Consider the following 22,494-nt stretch of genomic DNA (forward strand, 5'->3'; position numbering starts at 1 on the left):
AAGCAACGCGAGATCGCCGGATCGCACGCCCGGCGCGGCGCAGCGCCGCGATTGCGCTTATGATGGGCGCCTTGATTTCGTTCCGGAACTCCCTTCATGACATCCGCCGATTACGCCAGCCGCCAACGCGCGATCATTGCCGAACTGAACGTCGCCCCGCACTTCGACGCCGAGGCCGAGATCGCCCGCCGCGTCGAGTTCCTCGCGCAATACCTGCGTTCGACCGGCCTGCGGACCTACGTGCTCGGCATCAGCGGTGGCGTCGATTCGTCGACGGCCGGCCGGCTCGCGCAACTGTCGGTCGAAAAGCTGCGCGCCGACGGCTACGATGCCCGCTTCGTTGCCATGCGCTTGCCGAACGGCGTGCAGAACGACGAAGCCGATGCACAGCGCGCGCTCGCGTTCATCCGCGCGGACGAGGAACTGACCGTCAACGTGAAGCCCGCCGCCGACGCGATGCTCGGCGCGCTGGCCGCATCTGGCCATGTGTTCGAGACGCCGGCGCAGCAGGACTTCGTGCACGGCAACATCAAGGCGCGCGAGCGCATGATCGCGCAGTACGCGGTGGCCGGTGCGCAGCGCGGCATCGTGATCGGCACCGATCACGCGGCCGAGTCGCTGATGGGTTTCTTCACGAAGTTCGGTGACGGCGGCGCGGACATCCTGCCGCTCGCGGGGCTGAACAAGCGTCGCGTGCGCGCGGTGGCCCGTGCGCTCGACGGCGAGGAACTGATCGTGATGAAGGTGCCGACGGCCGACCTCGAGGAACTGCGCCCGCTGCGCCCCGACGAGCACGCGTACGGCGTGAGCTACGACGAGATCGACGATTTCCTCGAAGGCAAGCCGGTCAGCGACCACGTGTACGAAACGGTGCTGCGCTTCTACGACGCTTCGCGCCACAAGCGCGCGCTGCCGTACACGATGTTCGACTGGCCGACTGCATAAGCCGGCCGCCCAGGTAGAAAAAACCGCGCGCACCGTCATGGCTGCGCGCGGCATCCTCCCTACGGGCACCGCTACGCGTGCCCGCCCGTCTTCGACGCCTGCAGCGCGCGTATCCGCATCCGCGCGCCCGTATTGCTGACCGTCGCGTCGTACATCGTCGCGAGGTCTCGCTTGAGGGCGGTACGCGAGCCGCCGTCGAGATACACCATGTGCCCCGACGGATAGAAACGCGCGGACAGGTTCTGCCGCACCTTCTGATCCTCGAGCGGCATCTGCTGCAGGTCGATCACGGTCTGGTAGAACGGCGTGACGAAATCGTAGAAGCCGTTCGCCGACAGCACCTTCAGGTCGACGTTCAGCGCCATCACCGCGGCGAGATCGCCGGCCGTATAGAGGATCACGTTCCCCTGCGCATCGATGCCCTGCTGCGCGCCGGTCGGATCGATGTGGCTGAAATCCCAATTCTGGAACGCCTGGTCGTTCAGGTCGGTGAACGCGGAATTCGACGTGAACTTCAGCTGCTCGTTCAGGTAGCTGTTCCACATCGCCGTATAGACGCCCGTCACGGCCGTCATCGTCGGATCGTTGCCGCCCGAGTTCGGGTCGATCTTGCCGGCGATGCCCGACGAGATGCCGGTCACGCGGCCGTCGTACGAGCCGAGCGCGAGCCCCTGCGCATGCAGCAGCGTCGTCAGGAACAGCGAATTGCCGCGCGTGTCGTAGCCGGCGATGTTGAGGCTCCACGATTGCAGCGTCGCGGTATCGATGCCCGTGTATTGCGACAGCTTCTGCACGGCAGCCGGGTCCGCATGCGGGACCGTGCGCAACGCGTTCAGGTAGTCGGTGCGCGAGAACTGCGCGACTTCCTCGACGAACGCGCCGAGATCGGTCGGCGCCGGCGTGACGCCGAGTTTCTTGTGATACCACGCGTCGGCCGCCGCGGTCGGCAGCGCGCCGACCGGGTTGCCGGCCTGCCGGTAGTCGAGGATCGACGATTGCAGCGTGACGCCGTTCAGGTCGACGCCGTCCTCGTGCAGCTTGTACGCGAGCACGCAGCTGCGCGCGGTGCCGTACGATTCGCCGAACAGGTACTTCGGCGAATTCCAGCGGTTGTTCTTCGTCAGGTAGCGCTTGATGAACTGCTTCAGCGAATCGGCGTCCTGGTCGACGCCCCAGAAGTTGCGGTTCTTGTTCGGCGCGACGGCCGCCGAATAGCCGGTGCCGACCGGGTTGATGAACACCAGGTCGCTGTGGTCGATCATGCTGTCCGGGTTGTCTTCCATCTGGTACGGCGCGGGCGGCGTGAACCCCGGCATCGACGTCTTGATGCGCTTCGGCGCGAACGAGCCCAACAGCACGAACACCGACGACGAGCCCGGCCCGCCGTTATAGAAGAACGTCACGGGCCGCGTTTCTTCCTTTGCGCCGTCGGCCGTGAACGCGACGTAGAAAAGCTTCGCGGCGGGCTGCGAACTGCTCGGGTCGACCGTCACGAGATGGCCGGCCGTCGCCGTGTAGGCGATGCGCTTCCCGTCGATCAGGATCGTGTGATGCGTGATCGCGGCCGCCTCGGTCGTGTCGGTCACCGAGTCGTCGGGGCCGTTGCCGTACGCGACCGGATCGAAGAACGGCTGGTCGCGGCCGAGGCTGAGCGCGACCGGGTTGACGGTCGGCGGCACGCCATGCGAATTGTGGTCGCCGTGATGCAGCGGATACACGCCGCCGGAAGATGCGGAATCGATGCCCATCGTGCTGCTCCTGGAGGTGAGAAAAAGGCGCGGGCAGGCCGCCCGCGCCATACGGAAAGACGTGACCCGCGGCCGTCAGCTCGACGGCTTGCGCGTCAGGATCGCGGCGAGCTGCGCACCGTTCGGGCTGCCGAGGCCCGTGCATGCATCCCAGCCCTGCGCGGCCGCATACGTGCCGTTCGAGCCCTGCGTGATGTCGCGCAGCGCGCCCGGATGCTTGTAGAGCACCGGGTTGACCCAGCCGGCAGTCGCACCGCCCGCCGCCGCACTCGCCGCCACATTGATCCGCGCGATCAGTGCGGCCCACAGCGGCGCGACCGCGCTCGTGCCGCCCATCACCGTGGCCGTGCCCGCGATCGACACTTCGTAGCCCGTCTGCGGCGACGCATCGCCGGCGACGTCCGGCACGCCGCGCTTCGCGAGCGGTGTGCTGCTGCCGTCGGCGCGCGTGACGTTCAGCCCCTGCTGCCACGCCGGCAGGTCGAACAGCGTGCTGACGCCGCCCCCGCCCGCGCCGCCGCCGGCCGCCTCGTCGTTCCACGTGACCTCGCTGCGGATGCCCTGCCCGGGTAGCGCGTCGAGCTGCGTGCCGCCGCAGCCGAGCACGTACGGGCTCGAGGCGGGGAAGTCGACATGATCGGCGCCGTCCTGCAGCCCGTCGCCCGAGCCGCTGTCGCCGGATGCCGCGCACACCGTGATGCCCTGCGCAGCCGCCGCCTGCAGCACACGGTTGAACGCCTGCGCGGACTGCGTCTGCCAGATCGCCTCCGGGCCGCCCCAGCTGATCGAGATCACCGATGGCTTGTTGGTCGTATCGCTGACGGCCGCGTTGACGGCCTGGATGAAGCCCGCGTCGCTGTTCGCCGCGAAGTAGACGGCGATCTTCGCGGCCGGCGCGATCGCACCGGCGATTTCGATGTCGAGCGCGACTTCGCCGTCCGGGCCGCTCGGGTCGCCGGTCGGCGTGTTGCGGCCGGTGCCGACGTTCACGTCGACGAGCGTCGGCGGCGTCGTGATGCCGAGCCCGCGGAAATACTGCTGGATGTCCGCCGCGCGGTAGCCGCCGCCGAGCTCGATGATCGCGATACATTGCCCGGCGCCGTCGCCGGCCGGAAAGCCATACAGCGACGCCAGCTGGATCGGGGTGAACGTGACACCCGCCGCACCGCCGCGCGCGGGCTTGAACGGCGGACGCAGCCGAAAGTGCGGCCGCGCCTGCGGGCGGCTGTCGAGGCCGAGCACGGCCGTGACGGCGTCGCCGAGATCATCGGGCAGCGCGATCGGGCCGGAGCGGCCGCGATACTGGCCGATCGACTGATGCTCGAAGCGCTCGAGCTTGACGCCGAACGCGGCTTCGAACTGCTGGATCGTGCCGGACAGCACGACGACGCTTTCGACCGGATCGACGCGATCGACCGTCAACTGGTGACGACGTGCGAAGTCCTCGGCCTTGCGAATGTCGTCGGGATTGGCGGAAAAGCGTTGCGCGAAGGTTTCGCGCGACACCGGTTTCGCTTGCGCGTCGCCGGTGGCGAGCTGGTGAAGCAGCGTATCGAGTTGCCCTTCTTCCTGCCGCCGCAACATGATCGTGACGTGGATGCGTTCTGCCGGATCGCACGGGCCGAGGCACTTGGACTCGGCGACGATGCGGGGTTCACGGTCGGCGTGAAGATGCCTTGCCATGTTCAGACCCTCCTTGGTACCGCGTTGCACGGAACAGCCAGGAAATCGGACAGGGCCGGCGGGAGACGGTTCCGTTCGGTCGGTCGGGTTCGCGCAGCGCGAAGTAACAGGGAGTTTAGAACAGTCAGACGATTTGCGCGCACGCCCTTCTGCGACGGGGCACACGCGCGGGCCGGCGTTGCGCACGGCCTCCATCCGGTGCGGCGGCGCGACGCCGCATCGGCGCTCAGTCCATCGACAGGCGCAGCGCAAAGCCGATCAGCGCCGCGGAAAACGTCCAGCGCTGCACCGTCTGCGCAAGCGGATGCGCGCGCATCCACGCGGCGATCCGCGACGCGCCGAACACGCACGCGAGGTCGAAGCACACGCCAGCCGCCACCAGCAGCGCGCCCAGCTCGAACATCTGCAACACGACCGGCCCGGCCTCGGGGCGCACGAACTGCGGCAGCAGCACCGAGCAGAACAGCAGCGCCTTCGGGTTCAGCAGGTTGGTGAGCAGGCCCTTCACGAACGACTGGCGCAGTTCGCCCGCCGAGGCCGCCGCGTCGCCGTCGCCGAGTGCGAACACCGGCGAACGGAACACCTGGATCGCGACATAGGCGAGATAGAGCGCGCCGCCGTAACGGATCACTTCGTACAGCCACGGCGCGCTGCGGATCAGCGCCGCGACGCCGCAGGCGGACAGCGTCACGTGCGCGGTGCGCGCGAGCGACAGGCCGGCCGCCGCCGCCATCCCCGGCCGCACGCCGCGGCCGATGCTGGTCTGCAGCACCAGCGCCATGTCCGGCCCCGGCACCGCATAGATGGCCGCCAGCGCGGCGAGATAAATCAACAGCAAATGCGTGGAAATCATGGTCTGCCCCTGTCCTCTTACGACGATATGTTGCCGCCAGAGGACGAGGGATTATTGGCCATCTTTGGCTCAGGATTGGCGATCTGCAGGGGAATCCGCCACAATCACCGAATCCGCACCAGGAATCCGCCAACATGACCGAACTCGACAAAACCGACCGCGCCATCCTTGCCGCGGTGCAGCGCGACGGCCGCCTGCCGATTGCCCGCCTCGCCGACACCGTGGGCCTCTCCGAGACCCCTTGCGCGCGGCGCCTGAAGCGCCTCGAAACCGACGGCTACATCGAGCGCTACCGCGCGCAGCTGTCGCGCCAGGCACTCGGCTTCGGCGTCGTGGCGTTCGTGCTCGTGCGGTTCGCGACACACGACCGCAAGACCGCCGACCGCTTCGAGCGGGAAGTGCTCGGCATCGAGCGGATCCTGGCGTGCCACAACGTGGCGGGCACCGCCGACTATCTGCTGCAGGTGGTGGCGCGCGATCTCGACGATTACGGCACGTTCCTGCGCGAATCGCTGCGGATGCTGCCCGGCGTGACGTCGATCGAATCGGCGCTGTCGCTGCGCGAGGTCAAGCATGACGCGGGGCTGCCGGTACCGTGATGCCTGCGGGCGGACCGCACACGCAAGCCGCACCCTGCGGCCGGTTCGTCACTTCGACGCCGATCGATGTGGGCCGCGTCGGGGCACGCTGCCGCAACACTCCTCCACATTGTTGATGCCGGCGGCCTACGCGATGTCGGGCGGCTGGTGCGCGCGTTCGAGATCCTCGAGAAAGGCCTCCACGAGCGGATTGCCGCGCCCATTGCGCGCGACGACCATGTGGAACGTCACGTCGTAGCGCAACTGCTCCGGATTGAGTGGCGTGAGCAGCCCCTGCGCGACGTACGGCGCCGCGAAGTGCTGCGGCAGATAGCCGAGGTGGTGGCCGGACAGGATCAGTAGCGCAACGGCCTCCATGTTGTCGGCGGTCGCGGTCACGCGGTCGGGCGTCGTCGACATCTGCGCTTCAGGCAGCGGATACGAGCGCCACGCCCATTCGAAGCCCGCGACGTCGGCCGGCGTCAACGTGCCAGCGCCGTCGAACAGCGGATGGCCACGGCCGCAGTACGCGACCTGGCGCTCGATGAACAGCGGCGTGTAGTGCAGCGACGGCACCCGGTGCCAGAAGTAGCCGACCGCGATCTGGATCTCGTCGCTCAGCAGTTTTTCCTCGAGATCGCCCGGCGCGCGCACGGAGATCGAGAAACGCACGGCCTCGTCGCGGGTGCGGAACGCGGCGATCGCCTCGGCGATCCGCGCGTTCTGGCTGACCGGCGTATGGCCGATCAGGCCGATGTGCAGCGTGCCGACCAGCTGGCGGTCCATGTGCCGCGCGGCCATCCCGAATTCGTCGAGCGCCGCGAGCAGCTTGCGGCTCATCGCATGGAACCGCTCGCCCTTCGGCGTGAGCCGGAAGCCGCTGCGGCCGCGCTCGCAGAGCCGGTAGCCGAGCCGCGTCTCGAGCGACGACAGCTGCGCGCTGATCGTCGACTGCCCGACGTTCAGCACCGCCTGCGCGGCCGATACGCCGCCTGCGTCCGTGACCGCGAGAAACACGCGGATCAACCGCAGATCAAGGGTCGACAGATTCCCCAGCACGCTCATCCCCTTCCATACATCGATGAAAATCGATGTTTACGTCGATATCTTCGCATTCTTCTTTCCCGGCTGAGCGCGTAAAACTGTGCGCCAAGCCGCGTCGCATGATACGGCAACCCCACATCGGAAGAGACAGCCCATGAACGACCACACCCATTTCCAGCCGCTCGGCGGCAATGAAATGCCGCGCTGCGGCGGCATCGCGACGATGATGCGCCTGCCGCACGTGGCGAGCGCCGAAGGCCTCGACGCCTGTTTCGTCGGCGTGCCGTTCGATCTCGGCACCTCCAACCGCACCGGCGCGCGCTTCGGCCCGCGCCAGATCCGCACCGAATCCGTGCTGCTGCGCCCGTACAACATGGCCACGCGCGCCGCGCCGTTCGATTCGCTGCAGATCGCCGACATCGGCGACGTCGCGATCAATCCGTACAACCTGCACGATTCCATCGCGCGCATCGAAGCCGCGTACGACGCGATCCTCGAGCACGACTGCAAGCCGATCACGCTCGGCGGCGACCATACGATCGCGCTGCCGATCCTGCGCGCGATCCACCGCAAGCACGGCAAGGTTGCATTGATCCACGTCGATGCACACGCCGACGTAAACGACACGATGATGGGCGAAAAGATCGCGCACGGCACGCCGTTCCGCCGCGCGGTCGAGGAAGGCCTGCTGCACGGCGACAAGGTCACGCAGATCGGCCTGCGCGGCACGGGCTACGCCGCCGAGGATTTCGACTGGTGCCGCGAGCAGGGCTTCCGCGTCGTCCAGGCCGAGGAATGCTGGAACAAGTCGCTCGCGCCGCTGATGGAAGAAGTGCGCGCGCGCGTCGGCGACACGCCCGTCTACATCAGCTTCGACATCGACGGCATCGACCCGGCCTACGCGCCGGGCACCGGCACGCCGGAAATCGCGGGCCTCACGGTGCCGCAGGCGCTCGAGATCATCCGCGGCGCGAAGGGCTTGAACATCGTCGGCTGCGATCTCGTCGAAGTCGCGCCGCCGTACGACCCGTTCGGCACCACGGCGCTGCTCGGCGCGAACCTCGCATACGAACTGCTGTGCGTGCTGCCGGGCGTCGCCTACCGCGACTGATCCCCGCGCCACGACTATTCCAAATCAAAGGATTCCAGAGGAGCACATATCAAGATGGGGACTTCCGTCAAGCAACCCAAGCGGGCGGCGCTCGCGTCGTTCGTCGGCACCACGATCGAGTGGTACGACTTCTATAGCTACGCGACCGCCGCCGCCATCGTGTTCGGGCCGCTGTTCTTTCCCGGCGAAAACCGCTTCATCAGCCTGCTCGCGTCGTTCGGCTCGTTCGCGGTCGGCTTCTTCGCGCGGCCGCTCGGCGGCGTGATGTTCGGCTATCTCGGCGACCGCTTCGGCCGCAAGCGCTCGTTGCTTGCAACGCTGATGCTGATGGCCGTGTCGACGGTCGCGATCGGCCTGCTGCCGACCCATGCGCAGGCCGGTGTGATCGCACCGATCCTGCTCGTGCTGATGCGCGTGCTGCAAGGCATCGCGGTGGGCGGCGAATGGGGCGGCGCGGTGCTGCTCGCCGGTGAGCATGCGCCGGAAGGCAAGCGCACGTTCTTCGCATCGTTCGCGCAGCTCGGCAGCGCGAGCGGCCTGATCCTGTCGATGCTCGCGTTCGGCGCGATCAGCACGCTGTCGAAGGAAGACATGATGAGCTGGGGCTGGCGCGTGCCGTTCCTTGCGAGCTCCGTGCTGCTGATCGTCGGCTTCGTGATCCGTGCGAGCGTGTCGGAATCGCCCGAGTTCGAAGAGATCAAGAAAAGTGGCAACATCGCGCAAAAACCGCTGCGCGAAGCGCTCAAGTACTGGCCGCTGCTGCTGCTCGCGATCGGCGCGAACGTGTATGGCATCGCCGGCGTGTATTTCAGCAACATCTTCATGATCAGCTACGCGACGCAGTTCCTGTCGCTCGACCGGTCGATGGTGCTGCATTGCATGACGATCGTCGCGGTGCTGCAGTTCGTCGTGCAGCTCGCGGCCGCGTTCCTCGCGCAGCGCTTCGGCACCACGCGCGTGCTGCTGATCACCGGCGCATGGGCCGCGATCGTCCCGTTCCTGATGCTGCCGCTCGTGCATATGGGCACGCCGCTGTCGATCACGGTCGGCGTCGGCCTCGCGACGCTCGCGGAATCGGGCTACTACGCGGTGGTCGCGGGCTTCGTCAGCGGCATCTTCGTCGCGCGGATCCGCTACACGGCGATCTCGATCGCGTACCAGGTGTGCGGCGCACTCGCCGGCGGCCTCACGCCGCTGGTCGCGACCATCATCGCGCAGAACACCGCACCGCAATGGTGGCCGCTCGCGCTCCAGTACACGAGTGCCGCGCTCCTGTCGTCGCTGTGCGTGTGGCTGATCTCACGCCGCGTCAGCATCGACGATGCGGGTGCGCCGAGCCGGAAGGAAGAAGTGCCGCTGCCGCGCGGCGCGCGCACCGCGTAACGTCCCGCAACGGGCAGGCAACCTCGCCTGCCCGTTTTTCATTAGGCAGCCCGGCGGTGCGCCGCACCGCCTGCCTCACCCCACATTCATCGCCTGCCTCGACGGCGTCGCGGCAGGCAGGCGCACGCGGCCGCCTTGCCGAGTCGCGTGCGACCCAGGAGACACGACCGCCATGAACCGCCCCGACACGCTCGATCTCGGCCACACCGAATCGGCCGGCCTGGCGATCGAGCACCACTCGATCGACTACATTCCGGAACACGAACGCCACGCGAAGCTCACGAGCCAGGGGCCGTTCTGGTTCCTCGGCAACTTCCATTTCTTCACGATCTCGATCGGCTTCGTCGGGCCCGGCATGGGCCTGTCCGCCGGCTGGACGACGCTCGCGGGCGCGCTCGGGATCATGTTCGGCACGATCTTCATGGCGTTTCACGGCTCGCAGGGCCCCGAGATGGGGCTGCCGCAGATGATCCAGTCTCGTGCGCAATTCGGCTATCGCGGCGTGATCGTCGCGCTGCTCGCGACGCTGTTCGTGTTCGTCGGCTTCAACGTCGTCAACGTATCGCTGCTGGTCGACGGCGTGCACAACGTGTTCGGGATCGACGGCGGTTTCGTCGCTATCGCGGCCGTCGCGACCGGCGCGCTGCTCGCGATCTACGGGCACGACCTGATGCACCGGACCTTCACGTGGGCACTGATCGCGACGCTGCCGCTCTATGCGCTCGTCACGCTCGCGCTCGCGTTCGGTCACGCGGCGCCGGCACCGGCACCGGCCGCCTCACCCGCCGTCGCACCAGGCTTCAACTGGATCGGGTTCGCCACACAGTTTGCGATCGCCGCCAGCTACAACATTTCGTATGCGCCCTACGTGTCCGACTATTCGCGCTATCTGCCGAAACACACCAGCCGCGCGAAGCTGATCGCGGTGATCTTCGCCGGTGCATCGCTGTCGGGCACCTGGATGATCGGGCTCGGCGCGTGGCTCGCGCAGAAGCTGCACGCGGCGGACGCACTGGTCGCGATGAACGACGTCGGCGCGTCGCTCGTGCCGGGCCTCGGCAAGCTGATCGCGATCGTGTCGCTCGTCGGCTTCCTGCCGATCATCGCGCTCAACGCATACAGCGCGATGCTGACCGTGCTTACCGGTATCGACTCGATCGTGTCGATCCGGCCGACGCGCCGCGCGCGCGTCGCATCGATTGTCGCGATCAGCACGTTCGTACTCGCGTGCGTGTTCGCGATCCGCGGCAACGGCATCGCGCTGCTGCAAACGTTCCTGACGCTGATGCTCTACTTCCTCGTGCCGTGGACCGCGGTGAACCTCGTCGACTATTTCTTCGTGCGACGCGGCCACTATGCGATCGCGCATTTCTTCACGCCGGGCGGTCTGTACGGCGCCTGGCAGCCGCGCGGCATCGTCTCGTACCTGGTCGGCTTCGGGGCGATGGTGCCGTTCTTCTCGATCGTCGATGCCGAAGCGAACCGCGAGATCTTCGTCGGCCCGTTCGCACGCCTGCTCGGTGGCGTGGATATCGCCTGGCTCGTCGGCCTGGTCGTCGCGGGGGGCGTGTACTGGCTACTGTCCCGCTCGCTCGATCTGGACCATGAGCGCCAGGTGATCGCGGCAACGCCGCCCCCTGACGCACCGACCGGCACGCCCGGACACCAGGGCATGTGACGAAGCAAGCGGCAATCGTCAGCGTTCTGGATTGCCGACTTCAGGCGCGTCCTTCGTGTAATACGTCGCGCCACCCCCGATCGCCTCACGACCGTTCGCCTCGCGCTGCAGGTTGGTATCGCGTAGCGAATGCGCACATCCGCAGTACTCCTGCTGATAAAACGTCTCGCGCTTTCTGATCTCGATCATGCGTGCCGAGCCGCCGCCCTAGCGCCAGCTGTATTCCCGGGATATCGACCCCGGATAGCGCGCGGTGCGCTCGAAACGCACGTCGAAGCACATCTTGCAGCGCACGCCGCACGCGGGCTCGTGCGCCATCCCGCGCACACGCGCGAACCAGTCGTCGTAATCGTAATCATGTCGGATCCTTGAAAACGACTTTCCCGACCACATTGCGCAGCATGGCGTCGGCCAGCTCGCCACGTTCCTTCGCCGCGCCAAGCTCCATAGAAAAAAAATCCAGGTCGAGCAACGCGGCTTGTGCTTCATCGCATTCAACCCACGCGCGGGCAATGGTACGCAACGCATCCCGATCGGTCCGCCGCAGCCGGTCCACCACTGCACGGCCGACCTCTTCGTACATCGCCTGGCAATCGTCGCTGTCGTCGTCAAGCGACTTCAGCAGCCGTTCGATCGCGTCGTTTTCCACATTTCTCACCTTGCCCTCCTCAGCGTGCTGTCACGAATACATCGGGAAACGTTTGGTCAGCTCGGCGACCTGCGCACGCACTCGATCGCCAACTGCTCGACGACGTCGACGTACTCGCAACCGCCGCAATAGCGCTTGTCCGGATAACCTTCCGCGTACTTGTTCGTGAGCGGCGAACCCTGCGCGGCCATCACGGCCGGGCTCGCGTAGTTTTCCGACGCGATCAGCTCGATGTGAGCTTCCTGGCGGCGGTTTTCTTCCTGGATGGCATCGAACAGTTCCGGGGCGGTCGGGTCGAGCGGGTAGTGGCTGCGTTCGAACATGGCAGGAAGGGGATCCAACAATACAAGCAGGGGAAGCGACACGTCCCGTGGCCTGCCCGGGACGATCCCGATCGGTGCGACACCCGCCGCCGGATCATCGATCCGGGCAGCAGGCACGCAGCGTTCGCGCGTTACTGCATCTGGTTGCGCAGCGTCTTCGCGGCGGCGACCATGTTCGTCAGCGCCGGAATCACTTCCGCCCACTGGCGCGTCTTCAGGCCGCAGTCCGGGTTCACCCACAGGCGTTCCGCTGGAATCCGCTCGGCCGCCTTCTTCATCAGGCTGACGACGTGATCCTGCGTCGGAATGTTCGGCGAGTGGATGTCGTACACGCCCGGCCCGATTTCGTTCGGATACTTGAAGTTGTCGAACGCGTCGAGCAGCTCCATGTCCGAGCGCGACGTCTCGATCGTGATCACGTCCGCATCCATGTCGGCGATCGACGCGATGATGTCGTTGAACTCCGAATAACACATGTGCGTGTGGATCTGCGTATCGTCCTGCACACCGTTCGCGGTGATGCGGAACGATTCGACCGCCCACTTCAGGTATTCGCCCCACTGCGCACGGCGCAGCGGCAGCCCTTCGCGCAGCGCGGCCTCGTCGATCTGGATCACGCGCACACCGGCCTTCTCGAGATCGAGCACTTCCTCGCGGATCGCCAGCGCGAGCTGGTAGCACGACACCGAGCGCGGCTGGTCGTCACGCACGAACGACCAGTTCAGGATCGTCACGGGGCCGGTCAGCATGCCCTTCATCGGCTTGTTCGTCAGCGACTGCGCATACGTGATCCACTCGACCGTCATCGCCTTTGGGCGGCTGATGTCGCCGAACAGGATCGGCGGTTTCACGCAGCGCGAACCGTACGACTGTACCCAGCCGAACTGGCTGAACGCGTAGCCGTCGAGCTGCTCGCCGAAGTATTCGACCATGTCGTTACGCTCGGCTTCGCCGTGCACGAGCACGTCGAGCTCCAGCGCTTCCTGCTCGCGCACGCTGCGTTCGATTTCAGCCTGCATCGCCGCGCGGTAGCCTGCTTCATCCAGCGCGCCGGCCTTGAACTGGCTGCGGGCCTGGCGGATTTCGCCGGTCTGCGGGAACGAGCCGATCGTCGTCGTCGGGAACGCCGGCAGGTTCAGGCGTGCCGACTGCTTCGGCGCGCGCTGCGTATAGGGGCTCACGCGGTTGCCGAGCTGCGCATCGATCCGGGCGATCGCAGCCTTCACCGCCGGGTTGTTCACGCGCGGCGAATGACGGCGCGACTGGATCGCGGCGGTGTTCGCGGCCAGCGCATCGGCCACCTTGTCGCGGCCCTGGTTCAGTGCGGTCGCGAGCACCTTCAGTTCGTCGAGCTTCTGCAGCGCGAATGCGAGCCACGCGCGGATTTCGGCGTCGAGCTTCTCTTCGCTCGCGAGATCGACCGGCACGTGCAGCAGTGAGCACGACGGCGCGAGCCACAGACGGCTGCCCAGTTGGGTCGCGAGCGGCTCGAGCCAGTCGAGCGCGGCGTTCAGGTCCGCCTTCCAGATGTTGCGGCCGTTGATCGCACCGACCGACAGCACGCGCTCCGCCGGCAGTTCGCGCACCAGCGCGTCGATTTCGTCACGGGCGTTGATCGCATCGATGTGCAGGCCGTCGACCGGCAGCGACGCGGCGAGCGCCAGGTTGCCCTGCAACTGGCCGAAATACGTCGCGAGCAGCACCTTGATCCGGCGCGTCTCGAGCGCCGCGTACGCGGTCTTGAACGCTTGCTGCCATTCGGCGTCGAGCTCGGTCACGAGGATCGGTTCGTCGATCTGCACCCATTCGACGCCCTGTGCGGTCAGTGTGTCGAGCAGCGCGCCATACACCGGCAGCAGCTTCTGCAGCAGCGCGAGGCGATCCGAGTCGTCCTTCGCCTTGCCGAGCCACAGGTACGTGACAGGGCCGATGATCACCGGCTTCGCCTTCACGCCCTGCGCCTTCGCTTCGGCGAGTTGCTGCAGCAGGCGCGACGGGTCGAGCGAGAAGTTCGTGTCGGCGTGGAATTCCGGGACGATGTAGTGATAGTTCGTGTCGAACCACTTCGTCATTTCGCCGGCCGCGACGCCGCCGCAGCACGCTGCGTGCGCTTCCTCCGACTGCGCCGAACGGCCGCGCGCCACACGGAAATAGTTGTCGAGCGCATCGCCGTGGAAGCCTTGCACGCGCTTCGGCAGGTTGCCGAGCGCGAAGCTCATGTCGAGCACCTGGTCGTAGAACGCGAAGTCGCCGACCGGCGCGAGATCGAGGTCGCGCTGGTCGTGCCAGTGACGCTCGCGCAGTTGCGCGCCGAGCGCCTTCAGTTCGTCGCGCGACGATTCGCCCTTCCAGTAGCGTTCGAGGCCGAACTTGAGTTCGCGCTTGGCGCCGATGCGCGGGAAACCGAGATTGTGTGTCGTAACCATGGCGCTGCCGTCCAGGGGTAGTGAAGGTCCGGCAACCATGATAGGTATTTCAAACCATGAAATAAAATGGCATTATTTCATTCATCCATTAAATTTGTTCATGCACATGCAGGATGAGCGATAACCATGCTGGAACGATTCCATCTCGTCGTCATTCGTGAAGTCGAGCGCCAGGGCTCGCTGACTGCGGCCGCCAACGCGCTGCACCTCACGCAATCGGCGCTCAGCCATACCGTCCGGAAAATCGAGCAGCAGCTCGGCACGCCGATCTGGGATCGCGAGGGGCGTGGCCTGCGGCTGACGCAGGGCGGGCAGTATCTGCTGAAGCTGGCGAACCGGCTGCTGCCGCAGTTCGAGCTGGCCGAGGAGCGGATGAAGCAGTACGCGAAGGGCGAGCGCGGCACGCTGCGTATCGGGATGGAGTGCCACCCGTGCTACCAGTGGCTGCTGAAGGTCGTGTCGCCGTACCTGTCGCGCTGGCCCGACGTCGACGTCGACGTGAAGCAGCGCTTCCAGTTCGGCGGGATCGGCGCGCTGTTCGGCTACGACATCGACGTGCTCGTGACGCCCGATCCGCTGAACAAGCCGGGGCTGCGCTTCGACCCCGTGTTCGACTACGAGCAGGTGCTGGTGGTCGCGGACGCACACCGTTTCGCCAACGCCGATTACGTGACGCCCGAGCAGCTGACCGACGAAATCCTGATCACCTATCCGGTCGAAACCGACCGGCTCGACATCTACAACCAGTTCCTGACGCCGGCCGGCATCGTGCCGAAGCGGCACAAGTCGATCGAGACGACCGACATCATGTTGCAGATGGTGGCGAGCGGGCGCGGCGTGGCCGCGCTGCCGAGATGGCTGGCCGACGAATACGCCGACCGGATGCCGGTCGTGCCGGTCAAGCTCGGCAAGAAGGGGATCGCGAAACAGATCTTCCTCGGCATCCGCGAGGCGGATGCGTCGATCGACTATCTGGCCGCGTTCGTCGCGCTGGCGCGCGAATCGACGTGGAGCGCGCCGCGCATGCTGCGCTAGGCGCGCCCCGTTGCAGTGCGCGTCAGGCGGCGCGCATGCCGATACGTTCGCCGCGCTCGACCCATGCGCCGAACAGCAGGCCGATCGTCGTCCACATGATCACCTGCATGCCGATCGCCGCGGCGCGGAACTTCCACAGCACGACGGCCGGGAAAGCAGCCGGCACTTCGTTGATCGACGGCAGCCCGAGCTGCACGGCCGCGATGATCACGATGAACACGAGCCCCGCGACGATCGACGCGTTCCATTGCCCGAGCTTCGCCAGCAGATGGCGGCGCACGCTGACCGAGAACACCATCGTCGCGATCGAGATCGCAATCATCAGGAAGAACAGGCCCGTGCGATAGCCGATCGTGTCGGGGTCTCCAACCGACGGCGGATTGGCCGGGTACTTGATGTTCGGCACGATCACGAGCGCGATGAACGCCGCCAGCGCGAGCCACGCGGCCAGCGGTCGTGCCGGGAGACGGCTGCCGCGGCCATAAGCATATGCAAAGACCAGCGAGAACAGCCCGCCGAACGCCGCGCCATAGGTCACGACGCCCGTCAGCAGGCCGAAGCCGGCCTGCGTGTGGCGGCTCACCAGCTCGGGTTCCGGCGCATCGCCCTTGGCGGCGTCGAGTTTTTCTTCGAAGGAGATCGCCTGATCGACTTGCGGTTCGCCGACGATTTTCGCGAAACCGAACGTGAGGAGGCCTGCGGCGATGCCTGCGAGCATCCCGCGCATGAGCAGCTTTCCGACCATCGTGAACTCCGCGTCAGTGGCAGGGAAAGCCGAGCAGATGGCGGCCGTCGTGGACGAACTCGTGCACGACCATGCCCGGCACGAGCGACGTTGCGCCTTGTTCCGCGCCGACGAAATAAATCGCGAGCAACAGGATCAGGCCGACGAACACGGCCCACGGCAACAGTTCACGGACGGGAATGGGCGCCGGTACGACCGCCGGCTTCAGCACTGCTTCGCTCATGGATGCACCTCAGGGGAATCGCGCCCCGACAAATGTTGGATGGGTACGAAGGCAGGTCTGGCTTCCGGGATCATGGATCACCGGTTACAGTGGCGCGACCGCGCCGGAATTCAACCGGCTTCCGCGTTTCGTATCGGGCGAATTGTACGCGCGAACGTTCGCGTGTTGAAGCGGCGAAAAATGGGCGAACGCGCCCGTCCCGGCTTCCCCGACAACCCACAAACATGCATGCCTCGCTGCGCCTGATTGCACACGCATCGACCCGGGCGATGCGCACCGGCACGTTCCCCGACGACGATCCGCTCGACACGCACGGGCTCGCCGACGCCGCGGCGCTACGCGACCGGTGGACGGACGTCGCCGGCTCGCTCGTGCTGAGCAGCCCGGCGCGCTGTGCGGTGCAGACCGCCGATGCGCTCGGCCTGCACGCCGACATCGACGACGCGCTGCGCGACATCGACTACCGAAACTGGCGCGGCAAGCGGCTGCGCGACCTCGCGCGCGACCAGCCTGACGAACTGGGCGCGTGGATCGGCGATCCGTTGGCGTCGCCGCACGGCGGCGAATCGTTCGATGCAGCCATGCGCCGCGTCGGCACATGGTTGAACGCGCTGCAACACGGCCGAGACATCGTCGCCATCACGCATGCGCCGATCGTGCGTGCGGCCGTCGCGCATGCGCTGCGGATGGATTCCGGCGCGGCAACCCGCATCGACGTGGCGCCGCTATCGTGCACGACATTCGCTGCGTCGCCGCACGGCTGGATGTTGATCGCGGACTGACGTTGCGCAACGCGCAACGGCGATCGGCGCGACACTGGCGCCTAGCCTCCTGCCGTGTTGCGTTCGCGAAATGGACCACGACGCCAGCCGACGTGTTGTGTCGTATCGCAATCGCATGGCGATGTTCACCTTACGTCGCCGCAAGCCCCACTGTTCGCCATCTCTACTGTCATCAAACTGACTGCTAGCCGAAGCTAGGATCGGTCGCGGTTCCCTTACGAGATACCGTCATGAATCAACCTGCTTCGTCCACCCCGAACAGTCCGGGTTCCGTCGAGCGCACCAGGCAGCTCGGCTACGCCGTCTTCCTGCTGGTGCTCGCGATCGGTGCGGTCTATATCGCCACACACCTGATCGACGATCTATCGCCGATGCGCGAAGGATCGCTGTTCCCGTACCTGATGCTCGGCGCTGCACTGCTGATCGCGCTCGGCTTCGAATTCGTCAACGGTTTCCACGACACCGCGAATGCGGTCGCGACCGTGATCTATACGCACTCGCTGACGCCGAACGTCGCGGTGATCTGGTCGGGCCTATGGAACTTCCTCGGCGTGATGATCTCGAGCGGCGCCGTCGCGTTCGGCATCCTGCAACTGCTGCCGGTCGAGCTGATCCTGCAGGTCGGCAGCGGCGCGGGCTTCGCGATGGTGTTCGCGCTGCTGATCGCCGCGATCGTGTGGAACCTCGCAACCTGGTACTTCGGGTTGCCGTCGTCGAGCTCGCATACGCTGATCGGGTCGATCATCGGCGTCGGGCTGATGAACCAGCTGATGCACGGGCCGTCCGGCACGAGCGGCGTCGACTGGGGCCAGGCGCTCGGCGTCGGCAAGTCGCTGCTGTTCTCGCCGATCGTCGGCTTCCTCTGTGCAGCGCTGCTGCTGCTCGTGCTGAAAGCCCTCGTGCGGATTCCGGAGTTGTACAAGGAGCCGCCGAAGGATCAGCCGCCGCCGTTCTGGATTCGCTGCCTGCTGATCCTGACCTGCACGGGCGTGTCGTTCGCGCACGGTTCGAACGACGGGCAGAAAGGGATGGGCCTCATCATGCTGATCCTGATCGGCACGGTGCCGACCGCCTATGCGTTGAACAAGGCCGTCACGCCGGCCGAGACGCAGACGTTCGTCGCGGTCGCGAACCAGGCAGCCGCGACGTTCGGGAAGTACACGAACGGCGTCGCACCGTCCGCGAACCCGCGCGCCGACGTCGAGCTTTACGTACAGCATCGCGAGCTGACGCCGGCCGTGATTCCCGCCGTTCAGCAATTGTCCACGTCGCTCGCGACCGCGGTCGGCGCGTCGGGCTCGATGGCGGCCGTGCCCCAACGCGACATCGACAACGTACGCAACACGATGTATCTGGTGTCCGAAGCAATCCGCCTGATCAAGAAATCCGGGCAGCCCGCGCTCGCCCCCGACGACAAGCTCGCGATCGACAACTATCGCAAGCAGCTCGACCACGCGACCAAGTTCATTCCGACGTGGGTGAAGGTTGCGGTCGCGATTGCACTGGGGCTCGGCACGATGGTCGGCTGGAAGCGGATCGTCGTGACCGTCGGCGAGAAAATCGGCAAGCAGCATCTGACGTACGGACAGGGCGCGTCGGCCGAACTCGTCGCGATGCTCACGATCGGCGCGGCCGATGTGTACGGATTGCCCGTGTCGACGACCCATGTGCTGTCGTCTGGCGTCGCGGGCACGATGGCGGCGAACGGCTCGGGGCTGCAATGGGGCACGGTGCGCAGCCTCGTGCTGGCGTGGGTGCTGACGCTGCCGGCGTCGATCGTGCTTGCCGGCGGGCTCTACTGGCTGTTCCGGTCGGTGGCCTGAACGAGCGGCGACGGCGGTCGGTGAAAGCCGGCCGCCTCGCCTCGTGCAGACTCGACCCTTGCTTTTCCGCTGAAGCGCACCCGGCTCCCCGGCTCCCCGGCTCCACTGAACCGCGCTTCGCATCGGCCGGTGTCGCACCACCTGGCTTCTTCGCGGGACACGCACGCTCCCCCTTCGAATTGAAGCGCAAGATCTGGAGCGCATCGGGATACGTGCGACATTAGACTGGGGCCATCGACTCTCATCGTGGATCCCATCATGCGCGCAACGCCACCGGACACCGCTTCGCTGCCTCTATTCATGCCGCCTGCCGCGCAGCGAAGCCAGTCGGTGTCTCGTACCGATCCGCAGCCCGCGGTCGAATCCGACGACATCGCACAACGCACGAACGCGCTCGACTGGGCAGCCGTCGCTGCCGAACTGGATCGCCACGGATGCGCGTGCGTGCCGGGCCTGCTGTCCGCGCACGACTGCGATGCGCTCGCGTCGCGCTATCCGGATGACGGGCTCTACCGATCGCGCGTCGTCATGGCGCGGCATGGCTTCGGGCGCGGCGAATACAAGTATTTCGCCTATCCGCTGCCTCCGCTCATTGCCGAGTTGCGTGCGACGATCTACCCGCATCTCGCGCCGATCGCGAATCGCTGGAACCAGGCGCTCGGCATCGACGCCCGGTATCCCGACGACCATGCGAGCTTCCTCGATCGTTGCCACGCAGCGGGACAGACACGGCCAACCCCGCTGATCCTGCAATACGGCCCGGACGACTATAACTGCCTCCATCAGGATCTCTACGGCGAGCACGTGTTCCCGCTCCAGGTCGCCATCCTGCTGTCTGCGCCGGGGCGCGATTTCACGGGCGGGGAGTTCGTCCTGACGGAACAGCGGCCGCGCATGCAGTCGCGTGCGGAAGTGGTGCCGCTGACACAAGGCGACGCGGTCATTTTCGCGGTCCATGGCAGACCGGTGCAGGGCACGCGCGGCGTCTACCGCGTCAACCTGCGTCACGGCGTGAGCCGCATCCGGGCCGGTCATCGTCATACGGTCGGCATCATCTTTCACGATGCGCAGTGACGTCTATCGCCACGCACGGGGAACGGCGATGCGGTTCGGCGGTTCGGCGGTTTGGCGGTTTGGCGGTTTGGCGGTTTGGCGGTTTGGCGGTTTGGCGGTTTGGCGGTTTGGCGGTTTGGCGGCTTGGCGGCTTGGCGGCTTGGCGGCTTGGCGGCTTGGCGGTAGATTAGCGCGGAAAATTCACGGAAGTTCCCGCATCACACCGGCATCGTCGCGAAAATCGCGCATCACGCCGAATCGCGCCTCGCCCATAGGTGCGCGAGCGGAAACGAAAACCCGCACGACCGCCGCGCAAACGTGAGCGACTGGCCGACTTACCCGCGCGCCATGCCCGCTCGCAGCCGATCGCCAGCATTGGCCGCCAGCCGTGCATATCCCGGTAACGTGAGCAACGCGAGTACGCCCGCGGCGACGAACGCCCAGCGGAAATCGTCGAGCACGTAGTGAACGCCCGTCGCATCGCCGCGCGCCAGCGCCGCCACCCGCAGCGACAACGCGCCGAACGCGATGCCCATCCCGATCGTCATCTGCTGCGCAGCGCTCCACAGCGTGCTGGCGGCACTCGTCTGCTGGGCCGGGATATCCGCATAGGCCAACGTCGCAAGCGTCGTGAACTGCATCGACCGCGTCAGTCCGTAGACGAACACGACAAGCAGCGTGATCGCCAGCGGCGTCGACGCGGTCAGCCACCCGCACGCAATCGTGAAGAAGCCGACGATCGTCACGTCGACGAGTGCGACGCGCCGGAAGCCGAAGCGGTCGAGTATCCACGACGTGCCTGCCTTCATGCCGAGGTTGCCAAGCGCACTGGCGAGCAGCAACAGGCCGGACTGGAACGGCGACAGCCCGAAGCCAATCTGGAACAGCAGCGGCAGCAGGTACGGCACGGCATTGATCGCCATGCGCGTGACCGAGCCGGTGATCACCGTGACCGAGAATGTCGGCACCGTCAGCGTCGTGAAATCGAGCAGCGGATGCTCGCACCGTCGCGCATGCAGCCAGGCGGCGATGCCGAACAGCACGCTCGCGCCCACGAGCAGGCCCGCGCGGGCAAACTGCGCATCCTGCTGGCCGGCCGTTTCGGTGCCGATCAACAGGCACGTCAACGCACCGCCCGCGAGCACGAAGCCGACCCAGTCGAGCGGCCGTTGCTCGTCGGCGCGCGTGTTGCGGACGATCAGCCACGTGCAGACCAGCGCCGCGATGCCGAACGGCACGTTCAGCAGGAAGATCCACCGCCAAGATGCATAGGTCGTAATGAAACCGCCGATCGGCGGCCCGACGACCGGCGCAACGATGCCGGGCCACGTGATCGTCGCGATCGCGCGCATCAGCTTCGCCTTCTCCGTGCTGCGCACGACGATCATTCGCCCGACCGGCACCATCATCGCCCCGCCGACGCCTTGCAGCAGCCGCGCGGCCGTGAACGTCACCACGCCATTGGACAGCCCGCACAGTACGGACGCACCGGTAAAGATGACGACCGCGCTGCCGAACACCGTGCGCGAACCGTATCGGTCCGCGATCCAGCCGCTGATCGGGATGAACACCGCGAGCGCGAGCATGTAGGCCGTCATCCCGAGGCTCAGTGCGTTCGGCCCGACGCCGAACGAGTTCGCCATCTGCGGCAGCGCAGTCGCGATCACGGTCGTGTCGAGGTACTCCATGAAGAAGGTCGCCGCGACGAGATACGGCAAGAAGTCGGTCGTCCTATCACCATGGGCAGAGCGGGCAGTCATGAACGATGCGGGAGACGGAATACGGAGGACACCGACCGCCAGCGGGTACCTGGAAGCACCGGGAATCGGGACGAACGGCGATATTACCCCGAAGAGCTTGCACCCCGCTCTGCTGAGCATGTCGCGCGGTCGGACTTTATGCGCATAGATTTCTTTGACGAATTCAGATTGCGTTCGCCGAATGACGCCTACGATCAGGCCGACGCAACGCGCCGAAGGATGAATGACTCAGGAAATATTTCACCAAAACCAGTCATTCATCGAGCATTTCCGACGAACGTCGCGCATCGTCACCCATTACAACTACGCTTTTAGAGGGAACGACATTAGCTGGGCGCCAACTGAAGGGGGGTTGATGTGATGTGCAGCGGAACGCACTAGGTGATTTCAGACGCGCAGCGTGAGGATCGCTCGAGAACGGCTGGTGCCAGGATCGACTCATTCGGCGCCTAGTTCCCGCCAGGCTGCCCTTCCGGCCCCATGCACATTTCCGTCGCGCCAATGCAAAAACCCCCGCCTTTCGGACGGGGGTTTCTGGCTTAGGGAGCCTGACGATTACCTACTTTCACACGGGAATCCGCACTATCATCGGCGTAGAGTCGTTTCACGGTCCTGTTCGGGATGGGAAGGGGTGGGACCGACTCGCTATGGT

Annotated in this window: 18 protein-coding genes, 1 rRNA gene, 2 pseudogenes and 1 riboswitch; of the genes and pseudogenes, 9 read left to right on the forward strand and 12 right to left on the reverse strand. The window is 66.2% G+C overall.

Annotated features, from left to right (window positions below; all coding sequences use genetic code 11):
• Positions 1-96: 96 nt before the first annotated feature.
• On the forward strand, positions 97-945 hold the full coding sequence (nadE, locus tag QZM67_RS35120; protein ID WP_301810543.1) for an ammonia-dependent NAD(+) synthetase: 849 nt from the start codon (positions 97-99) through the stop codon (positions 943-945).
• A gap of 71 nt (positions 946-1,016) precedes the next feature.
• Here the strand turns inward: nadE and QZM67_RS35125 are convergent, their stop codons facing one another.
• The 3 genes from QZM67_RS35125 to QZM67_RS35135 all read right to left on the reverse strand — a co-directional run bounded on the left by QZM67_RS35125 (position 1,017) and on the right by QZM67_RS35135 (position 5,229).
• On the reverse strand, positions 1,017-2,693 hold the full coding sequence (locus QZM67_RS35125) for a S10 family peptidase (protein ID WP_301810544.1): 1,677 nt from the start codon (positions 2,691-2,693) through the stop codon (positions 1,017-1,019).
• Positions 2,694-2,768: 75 nt separating this feature from the next.
• Positions 2,769-4,376: a protease pro-enzyme activation domain-containing protein gene (locus QZM67_RS35130; protein ID WP_301810546.1), complete on the reverse strand. Its 1,608-nt coding sequence runs from the start codon at positions 4,374-4,376 to the stop codon at positions 2,769-2,771.
• Between the two features lie 226 nt (positions 4,377-4,602).
• The gene (locus tag QZM67_RS35135) at positions 4,603-5,229 is read right to left on the reverse strand and encodes a LysE family translocator (RefSeq protein ID WP_043180813.1); all 627 of its coding nucleotides are present in this window, start codon (positions 5,227-5,229) and stop codon (positions 4,603-4,605) included.
• Between the two features lie 134 nt (positions 5,230-5,363).
• On the opposite strand from QZM67_RS35135, the gene QZM67_RS35140 reads away from it, so the two are divergent.
• The gene (locus QZM67_RS35140; protein ID WP_043180815.1) at positions 5,364-5,828 is read left to right on the forward strand and encodes an Lrp/AsnC family transcriptional regulator; all 465 of its coding nucleotides are present in this window, start codon (positions 5,364-5,366) and stop codon (positions 5,826-5,828) included.
• 126 nt (positions 5,829-5,954) lie between these two features.
• Here the strand turns inward: QZM67_RS35140 and QZM67_RS35145 are convergent, their stop codons facing one another.
• On the reverse strand, positions 5,955-6,866 hold the full coding sequence (locus QZM67_RS35145; RefSeq protein ID WP_301810564.1) for a LysR family transcriptional regulator: 912 nt from the start codon (positions 6,864-6,866) through the stop codon (positions 5,955-5,957).
• 139 nt (positions 6,867-7,005) lie between these two features.
• Here QZM67_RS35145 and speB point away from each other — a divergent pair, with 139 nt between their 5' ends.
• From speB to QZM67_RS35160, 3 genes are all read left to right on the forward strand, one after another.
• Entirely contained in the window at positions 7,006-7,962 is a 957-nt protein-coding gene (gene speB / locus QZM67_RS35150) for an agmatinase (protein WP_011353980.1), read from the forward strand.
• Between the two features lie 54 nt (positions 7,963-8,016).
• The gene (locus QZM67_RS35155) at positions 8,017-9,345 is read left to right on the forward strand and encodes an MFS transporter (RefSeq protein WP_175023422.1); all 1,329 of its coding nucleotides are present in this window, start codon (positions 8,017-8,019) and stop codon (positions 9,343-9,345) included.
• Between the two features lie 172 nt (positions 9,346-9,517).
• Entirely contained in the window at positions 9,518-11,023 is a 1,506-nt protein-coding gene (locus tag QZM67_RS35160) for a cytosine permease (protein WP_301810549.1), read from the forward strand.
• Positions 11,024-11,041: 18 nt separating this feature from the next.
• On the opposite strand, the pseudogene QZM67_RS35165 reads toward QZM67_RS35160, so the two are convergent.
• From QZM67_RS35165 to metE, 4 genes and pseudogenes are all read right to left on the reverse strand, one after another.
• Positions 11,042-11,380: pseudogene (locus tag QZM67_RS35165) on the reverse strand (epoxyqueuosine reductase QueH); the annotation flags it as partial.
• Complete coding sequence (locus QZM67_RS35170; protein WP_235996086.1) at positions 11,379-11,672, reverse strand: hypothetical protein; 294 nt, start codon at positions 11,670-11,672, stop codon at positions 11,379-11,381. The gene QZM67_RS35170 and the pseudogene QZM67_RS35165, both read right to left, overlap by 2 nt.
• A gap of 71 nt (positions 11,673-11,743) precedes the next feature.
• Positions 11,744-11,995, reverse strand: a pseudogene (gene glyA, locus QZM67_RS35175) (serine hydroxymethyltransferase); the annotation flags it as partial.
• A gap of 131 nt (positions 11,996-12,126) precedes the next feature.
• Positions 12,127-14,421 carry a 5-methyltetrahydropteroyltriglutamate--homocysteine S-methyltransferase gene (gene metE / locus QZM67_RS35180; RefSeq protein ID WP_301810552.1) on the reverse strand — a complete coding sequence of 765 codons (2,295 nt, stop codon included), beginning with the start codon at positions 14,419-14,421 and terminating at the stop codon, positions 12,127-12,129.
• Positions 14,422-14,547: 126 nt separating this feature from the next.
• Between metE and QZM67_RS35185 the strand changes: the two genes are divergently transcribed.
• On the forward strand, positions 14,548-15,456 hold the full coding sequence (locus tag QZM67_RS35185) for a LysR family transcriptional regulator (protein WP_043180825.1): 909 nt from the start codon (positions 14,548-14,550) through the stop codon (positions 15,454-15,456).
• A 22-nt stretch (positions 15,457-15,478) separates the two neighbouring features.
• Here the strand turns inward: QZM67_RS35185 and QZM67_RS35190 are convergent, their stop codons facing one another.
• Both QZM67_RS35190 and QZM67_RS35195 read right to left on the reverse strand, forming a co-directional pair.
• Positions 15,479-16,201 carry a CbtA family protein gene (locus QZM67_RS35190; RefSeq protein WP_043180826.1) on the reverse strand — a complete coding sequence of 241 codons (723 nt, stop codon included), beginning with the start codon at positions 16,199-16,201 and terminating at the stop codon, positions 15,479-15,481.
• 13 nt (positions 16,202-16,214) lie between these two features.
• Positions 16,215-16,424 carry a CbtB domain-containing protein gene (locus tag QZM67_RS35195; RefSeq protein ID WP_175023425.1) on the reverse strand — a complete coding sequence of 70 codons (210 nt, stop codon included), beginning with the start codon at positions 16,422-16,424 and terminating at the stop codon, positions 16,215-16,217.
• 32 nt (positions 16,425-16,456) lie between these two features.
• A riboswitch (cobalamin riboswitch) is annotated at positions 16,457-16,599 on the reverse strand.
• Positions 16,600-16,648: 49 nt separating this feature from the next.
• Here QZM67_RS35195 and QZM67_RS35200 point away from each other — a divergent pair.
• The 3 genes from QZM67_RS35200 (at position 16,649) to QZM67_RS35210 (ending at position 20,103) form a co-directional block, all read left to right on the forward strand.
• Positions 16,649-17,206: a histidine phosphatase family protein gene (locus tag QZM67_RS35200; protein ID WP_301810555.1), complete on the forward strand. Its 558-nt coding sequence runs from the start codon at positions 16,649-16,651 to the stop codon at positions 17,204-17,206.
• A gap of 230 nt (positions 17,207-17,436) precedes the next feature.
• Entirely contained in the window at positions 17,437-19,029 is a 1,593-nt protein-coding gene (locus tag QZM67_RS35205) for an inorganic phosphate transporter (protein WP_301810557.1), read from the forward strand.
• A 330-nt stretch (positions 19,030-19,359) separates the two neighbouring features.
• Entirely contained in the window at positions 19,360-20,103 is a 744-nt protein-coding gene (locus QZM67_RS35210; RefSeq protein WP_235996088.1) for a 2OG-Fe(II) oxygenase, read from the forward strand.
• Between the two features lie 314 nt (positions 20,104-20,417).
• Here the strand turns inward: QZM67_RS35210 and QZM67_RS35215 are convergent, their stop codons facing one another.
• Both QZM67_RS35215 and rrf read right to left on the reverse strand, forming a co-directional pair.
• Positions 20,418-21,842, reverse strand: a complete 1,425-nt coding sequence (locus QZM67_RS35215; protein WP_301810558.1) for a DHA2 family efflux MFS transporter permease subunit — start codon at positions 21,840-21,842, stop codon at positions 20,418-20,420.
• 546 nt (positions 21,843-22,388) lie between these two features.
• A 5S ribosomal RNA gene (gene rrf, locus QZM67_RS35220) occupies positions 22,389-22,494 on the reverse strand; the annotation flags it as partial.

This window comes from Burkholderia sp. AU45251 (genome assembly GCF_030482905.1).
Taxonomy (GTDB): domain Bacteria; phylum Pseudomonadota; class Gammaproteobacteria; order Burkholderiales; family Burkholderiaceae; genus Burkholderia; species Burkholderia aenigmatica.